Source organism: Collinsella ihumii (genome assembly GCF_030385545.1).
GTDB lineage: Bacteria > Actinomycetota > Coriobacteriia > Coriobacteriales > Coriobacteriaceae > Collinsella > Collinsella ihumii.
In genome coordinates this window covers 161,879-185,439 of sequence record NZ_JAUEIQ010000006.1, presented here as the reverse complement: position 1 = coordinate 185,439, position 23,561 = coordinate 161,879, and the positions used below count along the sequence as shown (strand labels likewise).

The 23,561-nt window shown below is 67.5% G+C and carries 14 protein-coding genes; 9 read left to right on the top strand and 5 right to left on the bottom strand.

Annotation, left to right across the window (positions count from 1 at the left end):
- Positions 1 to 125: 125 nt before the first annotated feature.
- Complete coding sequence (gene sdaAB, locus QVN30_RS07370; protein WP_066832508.1) at positions 126 to 1,733, bottom strand: L-serine ammonia-lyase, iron-sulfur-dependent subunit beta; 1,608 nt, start codon at positions 1,731 to 1,733, stop codon at positions 126 to 128.
- A 196-nt stretch (positions 1,734 to 1,929) separates the two neighbouring features.
- On the opposite strand from sdaAB, the gene pcp reads away from it, so the two are divergent.
- The gene (pcp, locus tag QVN30_RS07365) at positions 1,930 to 2,580 is read left to right on the top strand and encodes a pyroglutamyl-peptidase I (RefSeq protein WP_289835940.1); all 651 of its coding nucleotides are present in this window, start codon (positions 1,930 to 1,932) and stop codon (positions 2,578 to 2,580) included.
- 118 nt (positions 2,581 to 2,698) lie between these two features.
- Here pcp and gltX read toward each other — a convergent pair whose 3' ends face one another.
- Positions 2,699 to 4,180, bottom strand: a complete 1,482-nt coding sequence (gltX, locus tag QVN30_RS07360) for a glutamate--tRNA ligase (RefSeq protein WP_289835939.1) — start codon at positions 4,178 to 4,180, stop codon at positions 2,699 to 2,701.
- Positions 4,181 to 4,313: 133 nt separating this feature from the next.
- Here gltX and QVN30_RS07355 point away from each other — a divergent pair, with 133 nt between their 5' ends.
- From QVN30_RS07355 to QVN30_RS07320, 8 genes are all read left to right on the top strand, one after another.
- Positions 4,314 to 5,177 (top strand): hypothetical protein, encoded by an 864-nt coding sequence (locus tag QVN30_RS07355; RefSeq protein ID WP_289835937.1) that lies wholly within the window; start codon positions 4,314 to 4,316, stop codon positions 5,175 to 5,177.
- The gene (locus tag QVN30_RS07350; protein ID WP_289835936.1) at positions 5,174 to 7,756 is read left to right on the top strand and encodes a YhgE/Pip family protein; all 2,583 of its coding nucleotides are present in this window, start codon (positions 5,174 to 5,176) and stop codon (positions 7,754 to 7,756) included. Before QVN30_RS07355 ends, QVN30_RS07350 begins: the two co-directional genes overlap by 4 nt.
- A gap of 338 nt (positions 7,757 to 8,094) precedes the next feature.
- The gene (locus QVN30_RS07345) at positions 8,095 to 9,645 is read left to right on the top strand and encodes an alpha-amylase family glycosyl hydrolase (protein WP_289835934.1); all 1,551 of its coding nucleotides are present in this window, start codon (positions 8,095 to 8,097) and stop codon (positions 9,643 to 9,645) included.
- A 661-nt stretch (positions 9,646 to 10,306) separates the two neighbouring features.
- Positions 10,307 to 11,581 carry a methionine adenosyltransferase gene (metK, locus tag QVN30_RS07340; RefSeq protein WP_289835932.1) on the top strand — a complete coding sequence of 425 codons (1,275 nt, stop codon included), beginning with the start codon at positions 10,307 to 10,309 and terminating at the stop codon, positions 11,579 to 11,581.
- Positions 11,582 to 11,596: 15 nt separating this feature from the next.
- Positions 11,597 to 14,092, top strand: coding sequence for a replication restart helicase PriA (gene priA / locus QVN30_RS07335; protein ID WP_435051632.1), 2,496 nt, complete (start codon positions 11,597 to 11,599; stop codon positions 14,090 to 14,092).
- A gap of 169 nt (positions 14,093 to 14,261) precedes the next feature.
- Entirely contained in the window at positions 14,262 to 14,798 is a 537-nt protein-coding gene (def, locus tag QVN30_RS07330; protein ID WP_066832484.1) for a peptide deformylase, read from the top strand.
- Between the two features lie 49 nt (positions 14,799 to 14,847).
- Positions 14,848 to 15,774: a methionyl-tRNA formyltransferase gene (gene fmt, locus QVN30_RS07325; RefSeq protein WP_289835931.1), complete on the top strand. Its 927-nt coding sequence runs from the start codon at positions 14,848 to 14,850 to the stop codon at positions 15,772 to 15,774.
- Positions 15,756 to 17,162: an RsmB/NOP family class I SAM-dependent RNA methyltransferase gene (locus tag QVN30_RS07320; RefSeq protein ID WP_289835930.1), complete on the top strand. Its 1,407-nt coding sequence runs from the start codon at positions 15,756 to 15,758 to the stop codon at positions 17,160 to 17,162. Before fmt ends, QVN30_RS07320 begins: the two co-directional genes overlap by 19 nt.
- 92 nt (positions 17,163 to 17,254) lie before the next feature.
- Here the strand turns inward: QVN30_RS07320 and QVN30_RS07315 are convergent, their stop codons facing one another.
- From QVN30_RS07315 to glgA, 3 genes are all read right to left on the bottom strand, one after another.
- Positions 17,255 to 17,518, bottom strand: a complete 264-nt coding sequence (locus QVN30_RS07315; protein WP_066832478.1) for an FmdB family zinc ribbon protein — start codon at positions 17,516 to 17,518, stop codon at positions 17,255 to 17,257.
- Between the two features lie 115 nt (positions 17,519 to 17,633).
- Positions 17,634 to 20,951: a 4-alpha-glucanotransferase gene (locus QVN30_RS07310; RefSeq protein ID WP_289835928.1), complete on the bottom strand. Its 3,318-nt coding sequence runs from the start codon at positions 20,949 to 20,951 to the stop codon at positions 17,634 to 17,636.
- Between the two features lie 297 nt (positions 20,952 to 21,248).
- Entirely contained in the window at positions 21,249 to 23,516 is a 2,268-nt protein-coding gene (glgA, locus tag QVN30_RS07305; protein WP_289835927.1) for a glycogen synthase GlgA, read from the bottom strand.
- Positions 23,517 to 23,561 lie beyond the last annotated feature (45 nt).

Sequence of the window (23,561 nt, the reverse complement as noted above, 5' to 3'; positions counted from 1 at the left end):
GAGCCCTTATAAACCCCTTATAGCGTGCCATTTCGCCCATTTTGTGTCATTGACCCCTGCCTCCGTCATGTTCGAGGGGGTGTAGGGCAAGACGGCTGAGCGCGAGCGGCCGGTCTTCAGGGATCCTATCCGCAGATGCCGCACCTGCGGCAGGCCTCGAGCGCGCTCGGGGCGACGGCGATGCCGCCCTTGGCGGTCTCGCGCAGGCTTGCGGGAAGTGCGTGGCCCACGGCGAGCATGACCTTCGTCATCTCGTCGAAGGGTACGAAGCTCCTGATGCCGGACAGCGCGAGCTGGGCAGCCGAGAACGCGGCGGCGACCCCGATGGCGTTGCGGTTCTGGCAGGGGACCTCGACGAGGCCTCCGACCGGGTCGCACACTAGGCCGAGCAGGTTGGACAAGGCGATGGACGCCGCATCGAGCGCGCAGGTGGGGGAGCCGCCGAGCATCTGGACGAGGGCCGCGGCCGCCATGGCCGCAGCGCTTCCGACCTCCGCTTGGCACCCGCCCTCCGCGCCGGCCACGCACGCGGCGGTCGAAAGGTTGAGCCCGATGGCGGCGGCGCAGAACAGCGCATCCATGATCTGGTTGTCGTCGAGACCGAGGTGCTCCGCGGCGGCCAGTACGCAACCCGGGACGACGCCCGCCGAGCCCGCGGTCGGGGCGGCGACGATGACACCCATGGACGCGCTGCGCTCGAGCACGGCCATCGCGCGCGCAACCGCCATGGTCTGCACCTCGCCCATGAGCGCGGAAGACAGGCGGCCGACGCCGTTTAAGGCAACGTTGTGCGCCTCGCCGCCGATGAAGCCGCCCAGGGAGCGCTGGGGCCGGCGGATCGGCGCGGTCGTCTCCTCGCGCATGATGGCGAGCACGCGGCGCATCGAGGCGACCGCACGGTCCTCGCCGATCAGGTTCGCCTCGCGCACGGCCATGACCGCGCCGATGTTCATGCTCATCTCCTTGCACGCCGCGAGCAACTGCTCACCGTCGTCGAACAGCTCGGGTGTGGAGACGCCGGGGGCGAGCGCGGAGGCGGATCCGGGAAGCTCGATGAAGGTCGCGTAGTTGACGGCGTCGAGTTCGCGCACGCGCGGCAGGACCCCTTCTCCCGGCGCGCCATCGGTCTCGAAGACCGAGTAGGCCTTCCCACCCGCCTCGGTGCGGTAGGTGCGGCAGAACGCGATGTTGACCTGCGCGTCGGCAAGCAGGCTCGTCAGGGCTGCAAGGGCTCCGGGGACGTCGCGATGGGCGACGAACAGCGTGCTGTACGCGCCCGAGATGTCGACGCCCACGCCGTTGATGCGGGTGATGCGCATGCGGCCCCCGCCGAGGCTCTCGCCGCGCACGGTGACGTGGGTACCGCGGTCGTCCCACATGTCGATGTCGACGGTGTTGGGATGCAGGCTCGAATCGTCCCCGCCGACCACGAACTCGTAGGCGAGGTTGCGCTCGTCGGCGAGCTGGAACGCGTTGCGGATGCGCTCGTCGTCGCAGGAGAGGCCGAGGATGCCGGCCACGAGGGCGCGATCGGTTCCGTGGCCGCGGTAGGTGTGGGCAAAGCTGTTCCACAGCGTGAACCGGACGCGCCGGATCGTGCCCTCAAGAAGAGACGAGGCGACGTTTCCGCAGCGCAGCGCACCTGCGGTATGCGAGGAGGACGGCCCCACCATGATGGGGCCGAGAATCTCGAACGCCGATGTGGTGGCCAGGGTCTGAGGTTTGGATGCCATGATCGCTCCCACGGTTAACGGTTATCGTTCGTAATCATTGCCCTATTGTCCCGCCTCGGCTGCCGTAAGTGAATAGAAGTTTTCATGGAGCGGAGATAATGCGCGAAGTTTTTTCAAAGCCCTAATAATTCCCTTATCAAACGCTTTGAAAACGGGCGTCCCGTTCCCATACTGTCAGAAGGAGAGGTGATGGAAGATGAAGATCTTGGTGACGGCGTTCGAGTCGTTCGGCGGCCAGACGATGAATCCCGCGCAGGAGGCGGTCGGTCGCCTTCCGTTGCGCGTGGAGGGCGCCGACATCTCACGCGTGACGCTGCCCGTCGCGTTCGGTCGGGACGGGGAGGTCCTGGTCCAAGAGATCGGGCGGCACGATCCCGACGTGTGCCTGTGCGTGGGCCAGGCGGGCGGTCGCGCGCAGGTGACGCCCGAGTTCGTGGGCATCAACTACATGCTTGCGAGGATCCCGGACAACGAGGGCGCGCGCCCCGCGGGAATCCCGGTCGTCGAGGGCGGGCCAGCGGCATACTTCACGACCCTGCCGGTGCACGCCATGGTCGCACGCATGCGCGAGAGGGGCGTGCCCGCGTCCGTGTCGTATTCCGCGGGGACCTTTTGCTGCAACGAGGTGCTCTACACGGCGCTTCACGCTGCGGCCACGGCGTATCCGCGGATGCGCGCCGGGTTCATCCACGTCCCTTTTGCCCCCGAGCAGGTGGAGCGGGGCGGAAGCGATCTTCCGAGCATGCCCGTCGACACGATGGTCGAGGCGCTGACGATCGCCATCGAGACGTGCGTCGCGATACGGCAGGGCGACGTCGTGTCGACGTCGTCGGGTACCGAGTCGTAGCGCAGGCCCGGAGTTTTAGGGACAGTCCCTTTTGGTTCATGAGGGTGCGCTTGCGCCCTCATGAACCAAAAGGGACTGTCCCTAAAACTCCGGGCCTGCGGCTCGGCGGCGGCGCAACTTATAGCGCCATGCCCTTTGCGCGGTCGATGCGCGCCATGCAGTCGTCGCGGCCGATGAGCTGCATGGTCTCCCCGAGCGGCGGGCTCACCATGTTGCCGCACTCGGCGACGCGGACGGCCTGGAACACGATGCGCTTCTTGAGGTCGAGCGCCTCGGGCAGCGGCTCGAGCGCGGCGTCGATGTTCTCCGCGGTCCAATCGTCGGCGGCAAGCGTGCCGAGGGCGACGCGCGCCGCGTCGAGGATGCGGCCCATGCCCTCCTTGGCGAGGCCCTTGTTGACCGACTTCTCGTCGTAGACGAGGGTCTTGGCGGTCGCGAAGACCGGCGCGGACACCTCGACGGAGTCCGCGGGCATCTTGGTGCGCGGGCGAACGATGCTGGCCAGCAGGTTCCACCAGGCATCGGGGTGCGCGGCGCGCGAGGCGGGCTTGCCGGCGGCCTCAAGCTGGGGCAGCAGGATCTGGTCGATGAACGAGGCGTCGTCCATGGCGTTGATGTACTCGGCGTTCATCCAATCGAGCTTCTTGGGGTCGAACGTCGCGGGGTTCTTGGAGATGCGCTCGAGCGAGAACTCGCGGGCGAGCACGTCGCGCGGGATGACGGTGGTCTCGCCATCGAGCGACCAGCCGAGCAGGGCGAGATAGTTGACGAACGCGTCGGACAGGTAGCCGGCGTCGCGGTACTCCTCGACCGACGTCGCGCCGTGGCGCTTGGAGAGCTTCTTGCCGTCGGCGCCGAGAATCATGGAGATGTGGGCGAACGTGGGCACGGGGGCGCCGAGCGCCTCGTAGACCATCACCTGGCGCGGGGTGTTGGAGAGGTGGTCGTCGCCACGGATGACATGGGTGATGCCCATGAGCGCGTCGTCGACGACGGTGGCGAAGTTGTAGGTCGGCGTTCCGTCGGAGCGGAAGATCACGAAGTCATCCAGCTCCTTGGCGTCGAAGACGACCTTTCCGTGGACGGCATCGTCGATGACGACGTCGCCGCGGTCCTCGGGAACCTTGATGCGCAGTGTGTAGGGCTCGCCCGCCTCCATGCGCGCGCGGGCCTCGTCGGCGGGGATGTTGCGGCAGCGGCGCTGGTAGCCCTGGAAGGGGTCCTTGCGCTCCTGGGCGGCCTTGCGATCGGCTTCGAGCTGCTCGGGCGTGCAGAAACAGGGGTACGCCTTGCCCTCGGAGAGCAGACGCTCGGCGGCCTCGCGGTACAGGTCGAGGCGCTCGGTCTGGGCGTACGGCCCGAAGTCGCCGCCGACCTCGGGGCCCTCGTCCCAATCGAGCCCGAGCCAGCGCATGGCGCGCAGGATGACCTGCGTGTTCTCCGCGGTGGAGCGGGTGGGATCGGTGTCGTCGATGCGGAGGATGAACGTGCCCCCGTTGGCGCGCGCGAACGCCCAGTTGTAGATTGCCGTGCGGGCGCCGCCGATATGCAGCTTGCCGGTGGGCGAGGGCGCAAAGCGCACGCGGACGTTTGAGCTCATGGATGTGCTCCTTGTGGTAGGGATTCTCGGTAACGTGCTGCATTATATGGCAAGCGGGAGCAAGGTTTACGGTTGCCGCGTTCGTTTGCGGGTATAGAAGTGAAAATAAACATCGTTGCGTCCTGGCGGACGCTTGCAGAACAGATTCATGGGAGGACGCGTGCTTCCAGCTTCGTCTTTGATCGCTTCTCAGGATTCCGGGCTCGTCGCGACGGGCGCGCCCGCTGAGTCCGCTGTCGAGCCCGGCGGGCCCGTGATCGTCGCGCGCGACGCGACCTACGGCGCGCGCGGTTACCGCTCGTTCGAATTCGCCTCGTTTGTCGGCAGGGAAGGGGAGGTCGTCGCCCTTCTGTCAAGCGACAGGGCGCCTGCGCGCGATCTCGCCCTGGCCTGCGCCGGCTTCGTGAGGCCCACGGCCGGATCCCTGTCGGTCGGCGGCATCGAGCTCGCCCGTTCGTCGGGCGCGCAGCATCGCATCTCCCGCGGGCCGCGCCTGCCGCGCGGGTATGCGGGCGTCGGCGTGTTCAGCGGCCTGTTCGACATCGATCGGGAGCTGACGGTCGAGGAGGCCGTGGTGCGCGAGCTGCGGCTGCGCGCCGAGCGGGCGCGCGGCATCGCGGAGCCCCCTTTGGAGTATCTCGCCATGCACCATCTCGCCACGCACGCCGACCAGCGGGCGTCCCAGCTGGCCCCGCTGTATCGGGCGCGCCTGTCTGCCGCCCTTGCGTGCGCCGGCGGCGTGAAGGTGGCCGCGATAGACCTGGGCGACGCCTTCGTGGAGGGGCTCTCGGCCGACGATGCCTGCGCGGTCGTCGACGGCGCTCGGTCGGTCGCGGGCGATCGCGGCGTGTGCGTCGTGGTCGCCACGCAGGAGCTCCGCGCCGCGCTGTCCGCCGATTCCCGCTGCGCGCTCGACATCGCCTCGAAAGAGGGGCTGGAGCGCGCCGCCTCGTTGCTTGAAGGGGCTCAGGCCGAGAAAGAGGGAGATGCCAGGTGAGCCATCTGATAGATTCGTTTGTCTCCGCCGCCCGGGCGCAGCTGCGCTCGCATCGTGCCGCCGCGTTGGTCGTGGCGCTTATCGCGCCGGCGCTTGCGGCCGCGGTGCTCGTCTGTGCCCTGGCGCCTTCACTCGGCGACTCCGAGCGCGTGCCGGTGGCGGTCGTGAATCTCGACGAAGGGGCACGAAACGAGGACGGGGCCATGGTGCGCGCCGGCGAGGATCTGGTCGACCAGCTCGAGGACACCTCGACGCTCGCCTGGAGCGTCGTCGACGAGCAGGCTGCCGATGACGGCCTTGCCGACGGAACCTATGCGCTCGCGCTCAAGATCCCCGAAGATTACTCCGAGTGCGTGGCGAGCCTGTCGGGCTCGAGCCCGACCAAGGCGACCGTCGAGATCGTGTCGACGGGAAGCGAGAACGTCTTGGCGACGCGCGCGGGCTCTGCGGCGCTCCAGCAGGTCCAGGCCCGCCTGCGCTCCGATCTGGGGGAGGACTACCTGCTCTCGGTCCTCAACGACGTCCAGAGCCAGGCATCCCGCCTGACGCTCACCTCGGACGGATCCGTCATGCTCGACGCGGGCTACGACGCGCTTGAGCAGGGGGCCGACGCCATCGCGTCGGGGCTTGAGCAGACGGCATCCGGTGCAGACCAGCTCGGCAGCGGTCTGGGGCAGATCGCCGACGGCGTGGCGGCCGCGGGGTCGGGCGCCGCGGCCTTGGGCCAGGGCCTTGCCGCGATCAGCGACCAGGCGGCAGCCCCGCTGGCTCAGGGCGCCGAGGCGCTCGTGTCGGGTCTCGACACGATCTCCGAGACGACCCAGACCATGGGCTCGGGCGTGGAGCAGGTCGGCTCCGCGCTCTCCTCCCTCTCCGATACGCTGGGCTCGGGTATGGACTCGGTATCCGAGCTCGGGCTGGCCGGAAAGCAGATCGCCACCGAGGGCCTGGCGCTGACCCAGGCGCTCTCCGGTGCGACGACGTCGCTCGATGGCGCGGCAGACGCGGTCGCGTCCGCCGCCTCCGCCGCGACGTCCGCCGTCGAGGAGGTCGGCTCGCTTGCGCAGGGCGCGCATGCGCTGTCCGGCACGCTGTCCTCCGAGGACGCCGCCGCGCCCGGAATCGCTCAGCAGCTCTCCGCGCTCGACGCGCGCTCCGATGAGACCACCCAGCAGCTTTACGCCCTTGCGGCCGACGGCGAGCTTTCCGCCGAGGAGCGGGCCGCCCAGCTCGCCGCCCTCGACGACGAGCTCCAGCAGCTCTCGTCCGCCCGCGCTGAGCTGAGGGCGCGGCTGGATGCCGCTGCGAGCTCCGCCGGTGAGCTCGCGCAATCGGGCGACCGCGCATCTGAGGGGCTGGACGCCGTCGCACAGGCGCAGCCCGCGCTCGATGAGGCGTCGCAGGCCCTCGAGCAGACGGCGGGCGCGGTTGCGGAGCCTGTCCAGGGCTTGGGCGAGGCGACGGGCCAGGCAGCCTCCGCGGCATCGGATATCGCCATGAGCATGGGCGCCGCGCAGGCTGCGCTCGCCGGCACCGACGTTCCCGGTTCGGGCGAGCATGTCCCCGGCCTTGCGGAGACGACGACGTCGCTCGGCCAGGGCATCTCGGCGATAGCGGGCCAGCTGTCATCCGACGGTGCCTTGGGAGCTGGCGTGACCGGCATCGCGACCGGGGCGCAGGCGCTCGGGGAGGCCATGGCGCCGCTTGCCGAGGCGACGGGGCAGCTCGCCGCCGGCAACACGGCGCTCGCGAGCGCGCTCGAGGGAGTCGCCGCGGGGACCGACGGTCTCGGCCAGGGCATATCCGCCATGGCGACGGCGACAAGCCAGCTCGGAGACGGCGCCGTCCAGCTGAAGGATGCATCAGGGCAGATCACGGACAGCATGGCGGCGGCGGGGGAGTCGCTTGGGAGCATCGCCGCGGAGCGGGCGGATCGCGCCGAGGTGGCGTCGAGCCCCGTTTCGTTCACGTCGAGCCGCGTCGCCCCCGTTACGTCCGAGGCGGCGGTTGCCCCCGCGCTCGCCGCAGCGGCACTGTGGATCGGTTCGATCATCATCGGCTGCCTGCTGCCGGCGTGCGACGTGCGCGCGGCCGCCTCGGGCAGGTCGGTCCTCGGCGCGCTTGCGTGCGGTGCGGGCTACGCGGGGGCCTCCCTTCTCCAGGCGCTGCTCGTCTTCGGCGCCCTGGCCGTCACCGGCGTCGAGGCGTCGAATCCTGCTGGGCTCGTCGGCCTGCTGGCGCTGGGCGCCTTGGCCTTCGCCGGGCTCGCGCAAGCGCTGCGGCTGGTGTGCGGCCGCTGGTTCGTTCCGGCATCCGTCGCGTTGCTCGTCGTGCAGGCGGTCTGTGCGGGAGGGATCCTTCCGGCATCGCTGTCTGAGGGCGTCTTTTCCGTTCTGGGAGACATCTTGCCGCTGCCGCTGCTGTCGCAGGCGCTGCGCAGCGTTCTTGCCGGGTCGGTGCGCGGCGTCGCGCAGGCGGCCCTCTGCCTGGTCGTGCTGTTGGCCCTCGCCGCACTTGCCAGCTGCGCATTCCTAGTACTTCGCCGGCAGGTGCGTCCCGAGCGCGTCTTCGCCTCGTAGCGCCCGCGCGGATCGGCGCTGGCGGGTGATCGACGGTACGCTCTGGTCACGCCGGCTCGTCGACGGTACGGTATGGTCACGCTTCCGGGTGAAAAACGTGCCTATGCCGTACTTTCGGCGAGGTGGCGTGCCCTATGCGTACCGTCGATTCGGACGGCGCCTCGGAGCGCGCGCGAAAAGCGCTCCCGGGGGGCAGCTCGGCATCGGCCGTCATGCCGGCGCCTCCTCGTCGCTCCTATCGAAACGCTTGCCTCAACATGTTCGGACAAGATGCCGTATGCGCTATACTTGAGATACCTGCGAGCGCGCGGCTCGCGGTCGGATAAGGGGGCAGGCTTATGGCAAACTGGCTCGACACCAGCGTGTTCTACGAGATCTATCCGCAGAGCTTCAACGATACGAACGCCGACGGCATCGGCGACATCCCGGGTATCATCGCAAAGCTCGACTACATCAAGCGGCTCGGGTGCAACGCCTTGTGGCTGAACCCGTGCTTCGACTCCCCGTTCGGGGACGCTGGCTACGACGTGGCCGACTACTTCACGGTGGCTCCGCGCTACGGCACGAACGAGGACCTCGTGCGCCTGTTCGACGAGGCCCATGCGCGCGGCATGCACGTCCTGCTGGATCTCGTGCCGGGGCACACGTCCATCGAGCACCCGTGGTTCAAGGCGTCCCAGCGTGCCGATCACAACGAGTTCACCGGTCGATACGTGTGGACCGACGACGTGTGGACGCCCGTGTCGAGCGTGCCGGGCGTGAACGGCGTCCTGCGCGGCATCGCCGAGCGCAACGGCGCGGTCGCCGTGAACTTCTTCGCGTTCCAGCCGGCGCTGAACTATGGGTTCGCCCAGGTCACCGAGGCCTGGCAGAGCGCCGTCGACTCTCCCGAGGCGCTGGCGACTCGCCAGGCCATGAAGGACGTCATGGCGTTTTGGCTCGATCGCGGCTGCGACGGGTTCCGCGTCGACATGGCCGGATCGCTGGTCAAAAACGATCCGGGCCAGGAGGAGACCATCAAGCTGTGGCAGGATATGCGGGCCTTTCTGGACGCGCGCTATCCCGACGCGGTCCTGGTCTCCGAATGGGGCGAGCCCGACAAGACGCTGCGCGCGGGCTTCCACATGGACTTCCTGCTCCAGTTCGGCATGTCGCACTACATGGATCTCATGCGCTGCGAGCATCCGTTCTTCTCGCGCGAGGGGAAAGGCGACGCCTTCCGGTTCGTGGCTACCTATCGCGACAACATGGAGCGCACCTCCGGGCGGGGCCTCATGTGCATTCCGTCGGGCAACCATGACATGCAGCGGCTCCGCCGCTATCTCGACCCCGAGGAGATGAAGATCTACTTCGCCTTCATGCTGTCGATGCCGGGCGCGCCGTTTGTGTACTACGGCGACGAGATCGGGATGCGCCAGCTCGACGTGACCTCGGTCGAGGGCGGCTATGAGCGCACCGGCGCCCGTTCGCCCATGCAGTGGGACGCCGGCGCGAACTTCGGGTTCTCGTCGGCTCCGGCGGACAGGCTGTACGTCCGCCAGGATCGGGAGGCCGATGCGCCCACGGCGGCGGCCCAGATGGCCGACGACACGTCGCTTTGGAGCGAAGTCCATCGCCTGATCGAGCTTCGCCTGGCGACGCCGGCTTTGTGCGCCTGCTCGCCCATCGAGTTCGTCTATTGCGAGCCGGACGCATATCCGCTCGTGTACTTGCGAGGGGAGGGGGAGCAGCGCGTGCTCGTCGCCTTGAACCCCGCGATGCGTCCCGTGAGCTGCCCGTGCCCATACGAGTTCCAGCGTCTTCTCTACGCCCACGGCGACCCTGCTCGCCTTGAGGACGCCGCGCTGATCATGGCGCCGGAAAGCGTCGCCTTCATCGAGATCGCCTAGGAAACCGCTGATTCATCCATCGCTGCACGCGGCGGCGCGCCCGCGCGAACGCGCCGCCGCGTCGTTCGAGAAGCGCAGAGGCTCCGAGATGACACATAACGGGCCGTTTTGTGTTATCGGCTCCCGCCGATGTTGCCCTCTCGGGGAAAGTGGCTAGAAATTTCTGTTTTGCTGTTACCGGATCGGAGCGGATGGGTTGGAAGCCCGCCGCCGGCACTGATTTCTCCCTGAAGGCGTCCGTTTCGAGGGCTTGAGGGTTCGGAAACCGACTTCATGACCGGCCAATACCGTCAAGACGACTCATCCGGACATCTCCGCCGCGGCCAGCTTACAGCAAAACAGAAATTTCTAGCCACTTTCGTTTGGGAGGGCGGCATCCGGGGTCCTCTGGTGCAACGGAAGGGAGGACGGCGTCGTTGGCCAACATTTCCCCTCAGGAAACGCTGTCCAATTGCTTTCCTGATACAGCATGGGACGGGGTTGATTTCCCCGTGCCGGCGTAGCCAGCCGGAACGGGGAAATCGGCCCCGGTCCAAAACGTTCCAACCGCGTATGCATTTTATGGTGGCGGGTCGAGTCTGGCGGCGGGGTATACAATGGCGTGACGTTTGAATCCGGCGGAATGGTAACGGTCGCCGGATGGGCCGATGAAAGGGGCGCCATGCCAGATCAGATTCGTTCCAACCAGGAACCGCGCAGCTTCGTGTTTACCTCCGAGTCCGTCACGGAGGGACATCCCGATAAGATCGCCGACCAGATCTCCGACGCGGTTCTCGACGCCATCCTCGCCAAGGAGGCAAAGCTCGAAAGCCAGGGATACGTGGACCACAAGGGGGTTCCGGCCAAGCTCGAGCACGTGCGCTGCGCATGCGAGACCCTGGTGACGACCGGAACGGTCGTCGTGAGCGGCGAGATCCGCTGCCAGGCGTACGTCGATGTCCAGAAGATCGCCCGCCGCGTCATCGAGCGCATCGGCTACACGCGCGCCAAGTTCGGATTCGACTCCGAGACCTGCGGCGTCATCAACATGATCCACGAGCAGAGCCCCGATATCGCCCAGGGCGTCGACCAGTCGTTCAACGCCCAGCACGGCGCCGCGGACCCGCTCGACCTGATCGGCGCGGGAGACCAGGGCATGATGTTCGGCTACGCATCGAGGGAGACCTCGACGCTCATGCCCATGCCGCATTATCTCGCGAGCCGCCTGGCCGAGCGCCTTGCTGCCGTCCGCCACGACGGCACGCTGCCGTATCTGCGCCCCGACGGCAAGACCCAGGTGACCGTCCGCTATGAGGACGGCAAGCCGGTCGCCGTCGAGACCATCGTCGTCTCGACGCAGCACGCGCCTGAGGTCGAGTCGATGGAGTCCATCAAGGCCGACCTCATCGAGCACGTCATCGCCCCGGTCATGGACGGGGAGGGCATCGCCTGGAACGACGCGACCATCTACGTGAATCCCACCGGCCGCTTCGTGGTGGGCGGTCCCATGGGTGATACCGGTCTCACCGGCCGCAAGATCATCGTCGACACCTACGGCGGCATGGGTCGCCACGGCGGCGGCGCCTTCTCGGGCAAGGACTGCACCAAGGTCGACCGCTCGGCCGCTTATGCCGCGCGCTGGGTCGCTAAGAACGTGGTGGCCGCGGGCCTTGCCGACCGCTGCGAGGTCGAGCTCGCCTACGCGATCGGCGTCGCCCACCCGCTGTCCCTCATGATCGACACGTTCGGCACCGAGCATGTCGCGGTCGAGAGCATCGAGCGGGCCGTTCGCACGACCTTCGACCTGCGCCCCGGAGCGATCATCCGCGATCTCGACCTGCGCCGTCCCATCTTCGAGAAGACCGCCGCCTACGGCCATTTCGGTCGCGAGGATCCCGATTTCACCTGGGAGCGCTGCGACCGCGTGGACGAGCTGCGCTCCGCCTGCGGACTGTAGCCTCGGGCCTTCGCCATGGCGGAGCAGCTCTCGCTGTTGTCTGAACCGAATACGCCCGGCCCCGAACCGTCTCCCGACGCGGGGCCGGGCGCTGCGTCGCGCGGGGACGCGGCGGGGTCTGGCCGCATGAACGCCGCGGCATATGTGCTGGTGGCTCTCGACATCCCCTCGCGTGCCCTGTCGGATCCCTTCACCTATGCGGTGCCGTCAGACCTCGTCGACGACGCGGTGCCCGGGTGCACGGTGCTCGTCGATTTCAACCATCGGCCGGCTCTCGGCTACGTGCTCGCCCTCGCCGTCACGCCGGATGCGCTTTCCCGTCGCGCATCCGAGGACCCTTCGCGCACAGGCCGTGCACGGCGCGGGCTCGATCCGCGCAAGATCAAGCCGATCTCCGCCGTGCTCGCGGGCCCCGCCTGCTCCGACCTGTTTGCGGAGATCTCGTTTTGGATGAGCCGCGAATACGTGGCGCCGCTGTCCGAATGCCTCAGGCTGTTCCTCCCGCCCGGGGGAACGCCGCGCCTGCGCAGGAGGGATGACGGGTCGTATACCCTCGAGCGCCCCGCGGTGCCCGAGGCGCACGAGCGCGTCGTGTCGCTGACGCCCGAAGGACAAGATTACGTGCCACCGAAGACCGCCACCCGGCAGCGCCAGCTCATGGAGGCCCTCGCGTGCGGACCGGTCACCACGCGCGAGCTCAACCTGCTCTACACCGACCTGTCCGCCGCCATCCGGTCCCTTGCCAAAAAGGGCGTGGTCCGTGTCGACGAGCGGCGGGCGTGGCGCGGCATCGACGACGCGACGACCCTTTCCTCAGCCAAGGGTACGGCGCCCCGGCAGCTCACGAAGGGCCAGCAGGCCGCGCTTTCCGCGATCGACGCGGCCGCTCAGGGCGGCTGCGGCGACGTGGTGCTGATAGACGGCGTCACGGGCTCGGGCAAGACCGAGGTCTACCTGTCTGCGATCGAGCGCGTGCTTTCTCGGGGCCGCACCGCGTGCGTGCTCGTGCCCGAGATTTCGCTGACCGCGCAGACCGTCGGCCGCTTCCGCTCGCGTTTCGGACAGGCGGTCGCCGTCTTCCATTCCCGCCTGTCCGCAGGCGAGCGCCTCGACCAGTGGGATATGGTGCGATCCGGGGTCGCGCGCGTGGTCGTCGGCGCCCGCTCCGCGCTGTTCTGCCCGCTTCGCGATCTCGGCCTCATCGTGATCGACGAGGAGCACGAGCAGTCCTACAAGCAGGGCTCGAGCCCGCGGTACCATGCGCGCGAGGTCGCCGCGCAGATGGCGCGCCTCGGAGGGTTTCCGCTCGTGCTCGGCTCGGCGACGCCTTCAGCCGAGGCTCTCGCCCGCTGCCGGCAGGGCTCCCATCTCGGTCAGCACTGGACGCGCGTTGAGATGCCCGAGAGGCCCGGCAGCGCCAAGCTTCCCGATATCATCGTCGCCGACCTGCGCCGCGAGTTTTCGGGCGGCGGGCGCTCCGTGTTCTCGCGCCCTCTGCGCGAGGCCCTGCTCGAAGTCGCCGAGCGCCGCGAGAAGGCCGTGCTGCTGCACAACCGGCGCGGCTTCGCCCCGTTTCTGATGTGCCGCGACTGCGGGTGCGTGCCCACGTGCAAGCACTGCTCGACCGCGCTCACTTACCATGAGCGGACCCATACGCTTGAATGCCATACCTGCGGCTCGGTCTACCACGTGCGTCCGTATCCCGCCGCCGGGAGCGCGTGCCCCAAGTGCGGCAGCCGCTATCTCGCCAAGATGGGCATGGGGACCCAGCAGGTCGAGGACGCCCTGGTGGCGCTGTTGCCCGACGACGTCAAGGTCATCCGCATGGATGCGGACTCCACGCGGGGCAAAGACGCGCACAAGCAGCTGCTCGAGGAGTTCGACGCCGCGGAGTGCGCGGTGCTGCTCGGAACGCAGATGATCGCCAAGGGTCTGGACTTTCCGGAGGTCACGCTCGTGGGGGTGGTGATCGCCGACTACGCGCTCAAGATGCCGGACTTCCGGGCCCAGGAACGCGCCTACGATCTGCTCGAGCAGGTCGCGGGTCGCGCCGGGCGCGGCGACAACCCCGGGCGCGTGATCATCCAGACCTATCTGCCGAACGACCCTGTCATCCAGGCGGTGGCGAAGCACGACCGCGCGCTGTTCGTGGAGCACGACTCCCGGCAGCGGCGCGAGGCGCTCTACCCGCCCTACGTCAGGCTGACGAACGTGCTGGTCTGGGGTCGCAACGAGGCGGCCGCCCGCTCGTATGCGTCCGAGCTCGCGCGCATCACGGCGCGCAATCTCGAGATGCTGCCCCAGATGCCGTCATCTGGGATGTCACCGCTTCTCATGGGCCCCACGAGCTGCGTGATCGAGCGCGCGAAGGACAACTTCCGCTTCCATTTCATCATCAAGTCGCCGGTGGGCCTCGACGTCTCGTCGGCGATCTCCTCCGCGCTATCCGAGGTGGGCGCCAAGCCGGGCATCAACGTCAGCGTCGATGTCGACGCGTACGACATGATGTAGCCGCCTGCCATGCGTTCGCGCCCGGCGGCGCGCGCATGTGCCGAGCGGCCAATGCGCGCCTCCGTTCAGGCGGATAAGATGTGCGCTTTCATGAGAATGGGCGCCGTCAACGGGTAAGATAGAGCACGGTTTAAGAGAACATCATGGCAACGAGAAGGGTTTTTGAACCATGGATATCAACGGCATCGTCGTGTCTCCCGATCCGCGTCTTCGTCAGGAATGCGCTGAGATCGAGGAAATCGATGCGAACATCGAGCGCCTCGCCGAGCAGATGAAGCGGCAGATGTTCGACAACGGCGGATGCGGCCTGGCCGCGCCGCAGGTGGGCGAGCTCATCCAGCTCGTCGTCATCGATACGGAGTACACCTCCGAAAGGGATTACGACCCGTATGTTCTGATCAACCCGCGCATCGTCGAGCAGTCCGACACGCTGGTGCCGTCCAAGGAGGGCTGCCTGTCCATCCCCGGCATCAACGTCGAGATCAAGCGTCCCGACCGCATCGTGGTCGAGGCCTACGACCTGAACGGCGACCTGCTGCGCTACGAGGCGTCGGGTGACCTGATGTGCGTCTGCCTGCAGCACGAGATCGACCACCTGCACGGCGTGACGATGTTCGAGCGCCTTGCCCCCTCCGAGCGCATGAGCGCGATGCACGACTATCAGGAGGCGCTTGCCCGCGGGGCCAAGCCCGGTCAGACGGAGTAGGCAGGCACCGCGTCCGGTCGAGGTTTGAGTGATGACGAAGGGAGAGCGCATGCGCGTCGTCTTTATGGGAACACCGTCGTTTGCGGTGCCGGCTTTGAAAAAACTCGCTGCAGCCCATGAGGTGGTGCTGGTGCTGACGCGCCCCGACGCGGTGCGCAGCCGTGGCAAGCGGCTCGAGCCGTCACCGGTCAAGTCCTGCGCGCTCGAGCTCGGTTTGCCGGTGCTCGAGGCGAAGCGCATGACGGATGTGGTGCTCGATGCCCTGCGCGGGGCGAACGCCGACGTGTTCTGCGTCGCCGCCTACGGCTGCATCCTGCCCGACGAGGTCTTGACGATGGCGCCGCTGGGCTGCGTGAACGTGCACGCGTCGCTGCTGCCCCGCTGGCGCGGAGCCGCGCCCATCCAGCGCTGCATCCTCGCGGGCGACGATGAGACCGGCGTCTCCATCATGCGCATCGGCCACGGCGTCGACACGGGCGCCTTCTGCGCGCAGGCGTCGTGCACGGTGGCCGGCAAGACGGCCGACGAGTTGACCGCCGAGCTTGCCGAGCTCGGAGGAGATCTTCTGGTGGACACGCTGCCCGCCCTGGCCGACGGCACCGCCGTGTGGACCGAGCAGGACGAATCCCTGGTCACGCATGCCGCGAAGATCGAGAAGAGCGAGTTGCGCCTGGATGCCGCCGACTCGGTGACGGATAATCTGCGGCGCGTGCTCGCCTCATCCGATGCGGCGCCCGCGCGGTGCGTCGTCGCCGACAAGCCCGTCCGCGTGCTGATGGCCGCCGACGGGCGTCCCGATGCGCCCCGCGTCGAGGCGGGGTCCTTCGCCGTCGCGTCGAAGCGCGTCTTTGTCGGCTGCTCCGACGGAGCCCTGGAGATCCTGTCGGTCAAGCCCGACGGCAAGCGCGCGATGGACGCCCAGGCGTGGGCCGCGGGACTGCAGGGTAAGCAGGGCGCGTGGGAGACGCTCTCGTGAGCAGGCTCGCTCCCGCTCGATCGGTCGCGCTCGCCGCGCTTGTCGAATCCGAGCGCGCCGGCGCCTATGTGCGCGAGGTGCTCGACGGCATGCCCCGTGCGCGCAAGCTCGATGCACGCGATCGCGGATTCGCCATGCGGCTCGCGCTCGGCGTCACCGCGACGACCGGGGCGCTCGATGAGCTTCTGGACGCATACCTCGCACGGCCCCAGAAGGTTTCCGCGCGCGTCCGCACGGCGCTGCGCATAGCGGCGTTCGAGCTCGTCTATCTCGGAACCGCTGCCGAGGTCGCGGTCAGCCAGGGTGTCGAGCTCGTGCGCTCGCAGGCGAAAAGCGCCGCGGGCTTGGCGAACGCGGTGCTTCGGCGCGTGGCCGATGCGGCGGCCGGATATCTGGCGGCAGACGGGGTGGATGCGGATCGCCGTCCCCTGGTTTCGATGGCGCGCCGCGCGGGGCTGCCGCTGTGGCTGGGCGAGGCCCTTGTCCGGTCGCTCGGTGCCGAGGGCGCCTCGCAGCTCGCGCATGCGCAGCTTATGGCCGCGCCCCTTGCCGTGCAGGTGAACCCGCGCGTGCGCACGACGCCCGCGATCGGCGGCGACCCGTGCGGTCTTCCCGGCGCGCTTGCCGGCGTCGACGGCCCCCGCCTTGTGGCATCCGGCATTCTGGATGCCGCCGATGCGGTCGTGTCGGACCTGAACGCGCAGCTGGTGGCGACGGCGGCCACGAGGCCCGGAACCTGCCTTGAGATCGGCGCCGGGCGAGGGACCAAGACCTTCATGATGGCCGCACAGGCCGCGCGCGCCGGATATGCGCGCGACCACGTCGCGCTCGACTTGCACGAGCGCAAGTGCACGCTGAATCGCGAGCGGCTTGAACTCGCCGCCATGGAGCGGATAGAGACGGTCGCGGGAGACGCCCGCGATCTCGATGGGGTCCTTGCGGCAATCGACGGCAGGGCATCCGAACGCGTCCTGTTCGACACGGTATTCGTGGATGCGCCCTGCTCGGGCACGGGGACCATGCGCCGCCATCCCGAGATTCCCTGGAGGCTGAGCGCACGGGAGGCCCTGCGGGATCTCCCCGAGCTGCAGCTCGAGCTCCTTCGCCAGGCCTCCGGCCGCGTACAGTCCGACGGCGAGCTCATCTACGCCACCTGTTCGGTGCTTGAGGCGGAAAACGACGCGGTAATCGATGCGTTTCTCGCGGGTCCCGAGGGAAGCCGGTTTTGCGTGAGGCCCGTATCCGATGCCGCGATCTTTCATGAAGAGGGCTTTCAGGGCGCGGCGGCCCTCATCAGGCGATGGGAATCCGAGCGCGGCCTCTTCCAGAGCGTGCCGGCGCCCCAGGCCTACGATGGGCACTTCTGCGCCCGTCTCGTTCGCATCTAGCGGTATTTTAGGGACAGTCCCCTGAATTTCACTGCAGTGAAATTCAGGGGACTGTCCCTAAAATACCGGTGTTACGCGGATGCTTTTGGCTCTTATTTCTCCTTGTGCGGGCAGTTGTCGCAGCCGCAGCTCTCGGTGGACGCACTGCTGCCGGACGTCGCCGGCGTGCTCGATGAGCCTCCGCGCTGATCGGTGTTGTAGAAACCCGAGCCCTTGAACTCGATGCCGCTTGCGCTGAAGACCTTCTCGGCCGGCTTGCCGCAGTCCGGGCAGGTGATAGCGGGATGCTCGGTCATGCCGTGCTCGACTTCGAATACGGAGCCGCAACCTGTGCAGCGGTAATCGTAACGTGCCATAACTTCCCCTCGTCGTTTCATGAAAGCCCCGCCGCCCAAAGGACGGCGGGGAGTGCTGTGAACCTTGTTTACTCTACCCAAATGCGGGCGGATTGCAACGTTTCGCGCTCGCGAATCAGGCACCTTCCACCGAATTAGAACGGCCCGTCTCGTCGGCGAGCGCGCGAATGCGCTCGATGGCCCCGACGATGCCGTCTTCATCGGCCTGCCAGCTCCAGTTGTTCTCGGTCGTTCCGGGAACGTTCATGCGCGCATCGTCGCCAAGCAGCAAGACGTCCTGCAGCGGCATCATCACGAGATCGGATTCGCTCTCGAACGCGCTGCGCATGATGCTGCATGCGAGCTCCTGCTCCTCCTCCTCGTCCGCCTCGGCGGCCCAGCGGGCGCTGGTCCAGCCAACGAGCGTCGAGGTGTCGTGGGTCGAGGTGTAGACGATCTTCTCGCGCGCGGGCTTCACGCCCTCGCGGACATCGTAGTCCTCGAACTCAAGGACGTCCATGCCCGGGAATCCGCAGGAGGCGGTGAGCGCACGGACGGCGGGGGTGAGGTAGCCCAGGTCCTCGGCGATCAGGGGCAGCGGTCCGAACTCCTGCTCGGCGCGGCGGAACAGGTCGATGCCGGGGCCGGCAAGCCAGCGGCCGGCGCTGCCGTCTTTGCCCGCGGGGATGCTGAAGTAGGCCTGGAAACCAAGGAAGTGGTCGAGGCGGACGCGGTCGTAGAGCGCAAACGAACGGCGAAGGCGCTCGATCCACCAGGTGTAGCCGTCTTCGCGCATGGTCTTCCAGCGGTAGGTGGGGTTGCCCCACACCTGACCGGTCTCCGAGAACCGATCGGGCGGGGTGCCCGCGATCTCCGTCGGCTTACCGTTATATCCGAGCGTGAACATATCCGGCTCGCTCCATGCGTCGGCGGAGTCGTCCGAGACGTACATGGGGATGTCGCCGATGATCTCGATGCCGCGCGCGTTGGCGTAGGCGCGCAGCTCGTTCCATTCGGTCTCGAAGCGGAACTGGACGAACGCATGGAAGGCGCCGCGATCGATGAAGCGCGCGTCGTCGAGGATGCGGACGTCGTAGCTGCGGTAGGCGCGCGGCCAGCGATGGCGGCTGGCACCGCGCGAGGCGTCCTTGATGGCCATGAAGGCGCAGTACGGGTCGAGCCATACCTCGTTGCGGGAGAGGAACTGCTTGTATTCCGGCGTCTGGTCGCCGCCTGCGGCCTGGAACTCCTCGAAGGCGTCCTCGAGCTGCTCGGGCGTCTCCTCAAGCAGGTCCATGTTACCGGCGAAGGCCGACGGGCCCGCATACGGGGAGCCGTAGGCATCGGTGGGGTTCACGGGAAGCACCTGCCAGTAGCGGGCGCCCATGGCCACCAGGTGGTCGACGAAGCGCTTGGCGGGGGCACCGAGGGTGCCGCGCTCACCCGGCTTCATGCCGGGGACCGAGGTGATGTGGCAGACCACGCCCCAGCCGCGGTCGAGCGGTTTTTGGAGCCTCTGCTCGTCGTGGAAGTACACGACGGCGCTGCCGAGCGGCCACAGGCTGAGCTCGGCCTCGCCCTGCTCGTTTCTTGTCAGGTCGGCGCCGCTGATGACGTCGATGGCGCGCTCGCCCTCATAGGGGATGGTAACCGTGTGCATGGAGCCGAGGCTGCGGTTCACGATGACGGTGGCGCACTCACCGCTCTCGGAACGGCGCGTGTAGGAGAGCACGTCGTCGTTGAGCGCCTTGGCCTCGATGGACCCGGTGACGAACAGCGGCAGGGTGCGGCGCAGCGCGGAGGCGTTCTGGACCATGGTGAAGAAATCGCGGTCCTCGTGGCCCCACGGATAGGTGGCGCGATTGCCCGGGTCGGTGAGGCCCTGCACGCCCGCCTCGTCGCCATAATACAGGGAGGGGACGCCCAGAAACGTCATCTGGATGAGCGTCGCCAGCCAATAGCGCCCCTTGGCCAGGCCGAGCTTGTCGTCGGACAGCCTCCAGCTGCCGCGCTCGCGCTCGGGCACTTCGTCGATGTTCGGCAGGCCGCCGAGCACCGAGATGAGGCGGGGCCGGTCATGGCTTCCCAGCAGGTTGAGGCAGCAGGCGAGCGCCTCGGGCGGGTAGTTCTCCCGCAGCGCCTCGATGGCCTCCGCGGCATCGCGCGCGGTGTAGCCGCCGTCTTCGCCGGTCAGCAGGCCGAGCACCAGGTCGCGGAAGGGGTAGTTCATGGCGGAGTCGAGCTCGTCGCCCAGAAGGTAGCGGCGGAGCTTGCTGTAGGCGATCTTGTTCGAGGCGTCCTCCCAGACCTCGCCGAGCACGAGCGCGTCGGGCTTCTCGCGCAGGGCGGCAGCCTTGATGTCGGCCAAGAACTCGTCGGAAAGCTCGTCGGCGACGTCCAGGCGCCAGCCGTGGGCGCCGGCGCGCAGCCAGTAGCGGATGACGCCGTTGGGCCCCAGGATGAGGCGGCGGATCGCCTCGGACTGCTGGTTCACCGCGGGCATGTTGCCCACGCCCCACCAGCAGTCATACGAGCCGTCGTCGTTGATGCGGAAGGCGTCGGCCCACTCGGACTCGGGGTCGCGCGACCAGGCGCCGGGCTCGGGGTAGTTGCCGAAGGCGTTGAAATAGACCGAGTCGCTGCCCGTGTGGTTGAACACGCCGTCGAGGATGATGCTGATGCCGAGCTGGCGCGCGGTGACGCACAGGCGGCGGAAATCCTCTTCGGTGCCCAGAAGCGGGTCGATCTTCATGTAGTCGGCGGTGTCGTAGCGGTGGTTGCTCGCCGCCTCGAAGATGGGGTTGAGGTAGATGGAAGTGACGCCCATCTCCGCCAGGTGCGGAAGGTGCTCCTCGATGCCGCGCAGGGAGCCTCCGTAGAAATCCCAGCTCGTGATGAAGCCGGCGTCGTCGCGGTCGTAGGCGGGCGGCGTGTCCCAGTCCTCGACGATGTGCTGTCCGCTGCCGCGGCGCGGATGGGCGAGGCGCTCCAGGGCGCGCTGCCTCCAGTGCTCGTCGCGTGCGTAGCGGTCCGGGAAGATCTGGTAGACGATGCCGCGCTCGTACCAGGAAGGACGCGTCGCGCGGTGCTTGTAGACAGTGACCTGGAACGACGGGACGTCGAAGCGGTCGAAATAGGTGACGCCTTCGCCTCCGACGTGCCCCTCCGGTGCGCCAATGCGCTGCTCGAAGCCATCGTGGGTGCGGACGATGAAGCTGTACCAGACGATGTTCGGCTCATCCCAGGTCACGGACACGGAGTACATGCCGCCCTCATCGGATGTCATGGGGTAGAGCTGCTCGCCCACGCCATCGATCCATGTGCGAAGGGTGCACTCGATGCCGGCGGCGTCTTCCTTGTAGACTTCGAGCGCCAGCGTAACCTCGGTGCCGGCGGTCACCGCTCCGAAGGGGGAGCGGAATTGCGGAAGTCTACTGTTATGCCGAAGTCTCATATGGTACATCCTTGGAAAACAACCCGCGCGGAGATGCCCGCGGGGGTGATGAATAAGCGTCAGGCGAAAACGCCAAGCAATAAGTTTATCGTATGGATGACAAGCTCATGTCAGGAAACGACTCTCTTTACGAATTTGGCCGAGGGGGACAATACCAACCCGCGAGTAATGCAAATCGGGGGACGTACCTGTTTCTTGCATATATGCAAGAAACAGGTACGTCCCCCGATTTGCATCCAAAAAAGAGGGGAGACCCGGTGCGGATCTCCCCGAAGAAAGCGGTCGATGGGGCAAAGCCTAGCGCTTCGTGCGCGAGGTCTTGCGGGCGGCAGAGACCGTCTTGGCCTTCGGTGCGGGCTTCTCGGCCGCCGGCTCGGCGGAGGCGGGCTGATCGGCCTTGGCATCGTCTGCCTTGGCGGTCTTGGCGGCCGTCGTCTTGGCCGCGGCCTTCGTCGCCGTGGCCTTCGCGGCGGTCGAGGCGGTCTTCGTCGTCTTGGCAGCGGTCGTCTTCTTCGCCGTCGTCGTGGTCTTCGCCTCGGTCGCAGGCGCCTCGTCGGTCTTCGTGGAGACGGCAGTCTTGGCAGACGTGGTCTTCTTGGCGGCCGTCGTCTTGGTCGCCGTCGTCTTGCTAGCCGTGGTCTTGGCGGTAGCGGTCTTCTTCGCCGTCGTGGTCTTGGTCTCGGCAGCAGGCGCCTCGTCGGCCGTCTTGGCGGCGGCAGCCTTGGTCGTCTTGGAAGCCGCGGTCTTGGAAGCCGTCGTCTTCGCGGCGGCGGTCTTCGCGGTCGTCGCCTTGGTCGCGGTCTTCCTGACGGTCGTCGTCTTCTTGGCCGCCGGCTTCTTGGCGGCGGGCTTCACCTCTTCTGCGGCCTTGGGCGCGGCGTCTTCTGCGGGCTCAGCGGGCTCGGCGGCCTTCGGCTCGGGCTCGGCTGCGGGGGCGGCTGCGGGAGCCTCTGCAGCCGTCTCGGTCTCAGCGACCGGAGCGGCAGGGGCGGTCTCCGTTGCGGGCTCGGGGGCAGCAGGGGTCTCCTCGGGCTTGTCCTCGACGGGCTCGGTCGCAGGGGCGCTCTCCTGCGGCTCGGGTTCAGCCACAAAAGGGACGTAGCGCTCGATCTCGGGGTGCAGGCCGTAGTAGAGGTCCATGTACTGCTCGGCGGAGCGCTTCCAGCTGAAGTCGGCGGACATGGCGTTGTCGACCAGGTGGTTCCAGGCGTCCTTGTCGTCCCAGAACGTGCGGGCCGCGCGGAAGACGGCATCGCCCATCTCGTCGCCGTTGAAGTGCGTGAACGTGAAGCCCGTGCCCTCGCCGGTGAACATGTTGTAGGGGATGACCGTGTCCTTGAGGCCGCCGGTCTCGCGCACGATCGGCAGGGTGCCGTAGCGCATGGCGATCATCTGGGACAGGCCGCAGGGCTCGAACAGCGACGGCATGAGGAACATGTCGGCGCCAGAATACATGCGCTGGGACAGGAACGGATCGAACTCGATGCGCGCGGCCATCGTGCCCGGATACGTGCGCTCGAAGTAGCGCAGCGCCTCCTCGTACTCGGCATCTCCGGTGCCGAGCACGGCGACCTGCACGCCGCCGGACAGGATGCGGTCGAGCGAGTAGGTGACGAGGTCCATGCCCTTCTGGCGGGTCAGGCGCGTGACCATGACCATGAGCGGGCGGTCGTCGCGCACCTCGAGGCCGAGCTCCTCCTGCAGCGCGGCCTTGCAGGCCGCCTTGCCGGAACGGTCCTCGCGGGTGTAGTTGGCGTGGATGCGGTTGTCGGTCGCAGGGTCGTTGCGGTTGACGTCCAGGCCGTTCAGGATGCCGGACAGGACGTTCTCGCGACGGCGCAGGATGCCGTCGAGGCCCTCGCCGAACTCAGGGGTGCGGATCTCCCACGAATAGGTGGGGGAGACGGTCGTGATGGCGTCGGAGTAGTTCAGCGCGCCCTGCATGTAGTTGATCGAGCGCGCGTCGCAGCGCAGCTGGCGGACGGCGGGCTCGATGTGCGACAGGCCGAGGATATCGCCGAGCAGCATGTCGGTGAACTGGCCCTGGAACGCGATGTTGTGAATGGAGAAGACCGTCTTGACGTTACGGTACAGCGGGCTCGCCATATAGAACTCGCGCAGGAACACGGGCGCCAGGGCGGTGTGCCAGTCGTTGCAGTGCAGCACGTCGGTCTGGAAGTCGGGGAGGTACTGTAGGCTCTCGCAGACGGCCTTGGAGAAAAACGCGAAGCGCTCGCCGTCGTCGAAGAACCCGTAGGGGTAGCTGCGGCTGAAGTAGTGCTCGTTGTCGAGGAACATGTAGGTGACGCCGTCGTACACCAGGCGCTCGAGGCCACAGTACTCGTTGCGCCAGCCGAGGGGCACGTAGAACTGCGTCACGTGCTCCATTTGGTTTTTGTACTCGTCAGCGATGGTGGCGTATTTGGGCACCATGACGATGACCTCGGCGCCGGCAGCGGCGAGGGCTGCGGGCAGCGAGCCCGCGACATCACCGAGTCCGCCGGTCTTCACGAACGGCGCAGCCTCGGCAGACGCGAACACGATATGAAGCTTTTGGTTAGCCATGGGAATCTCCTGTAAGCATATAGTCCGTTGGCAAATCGCCGCCCG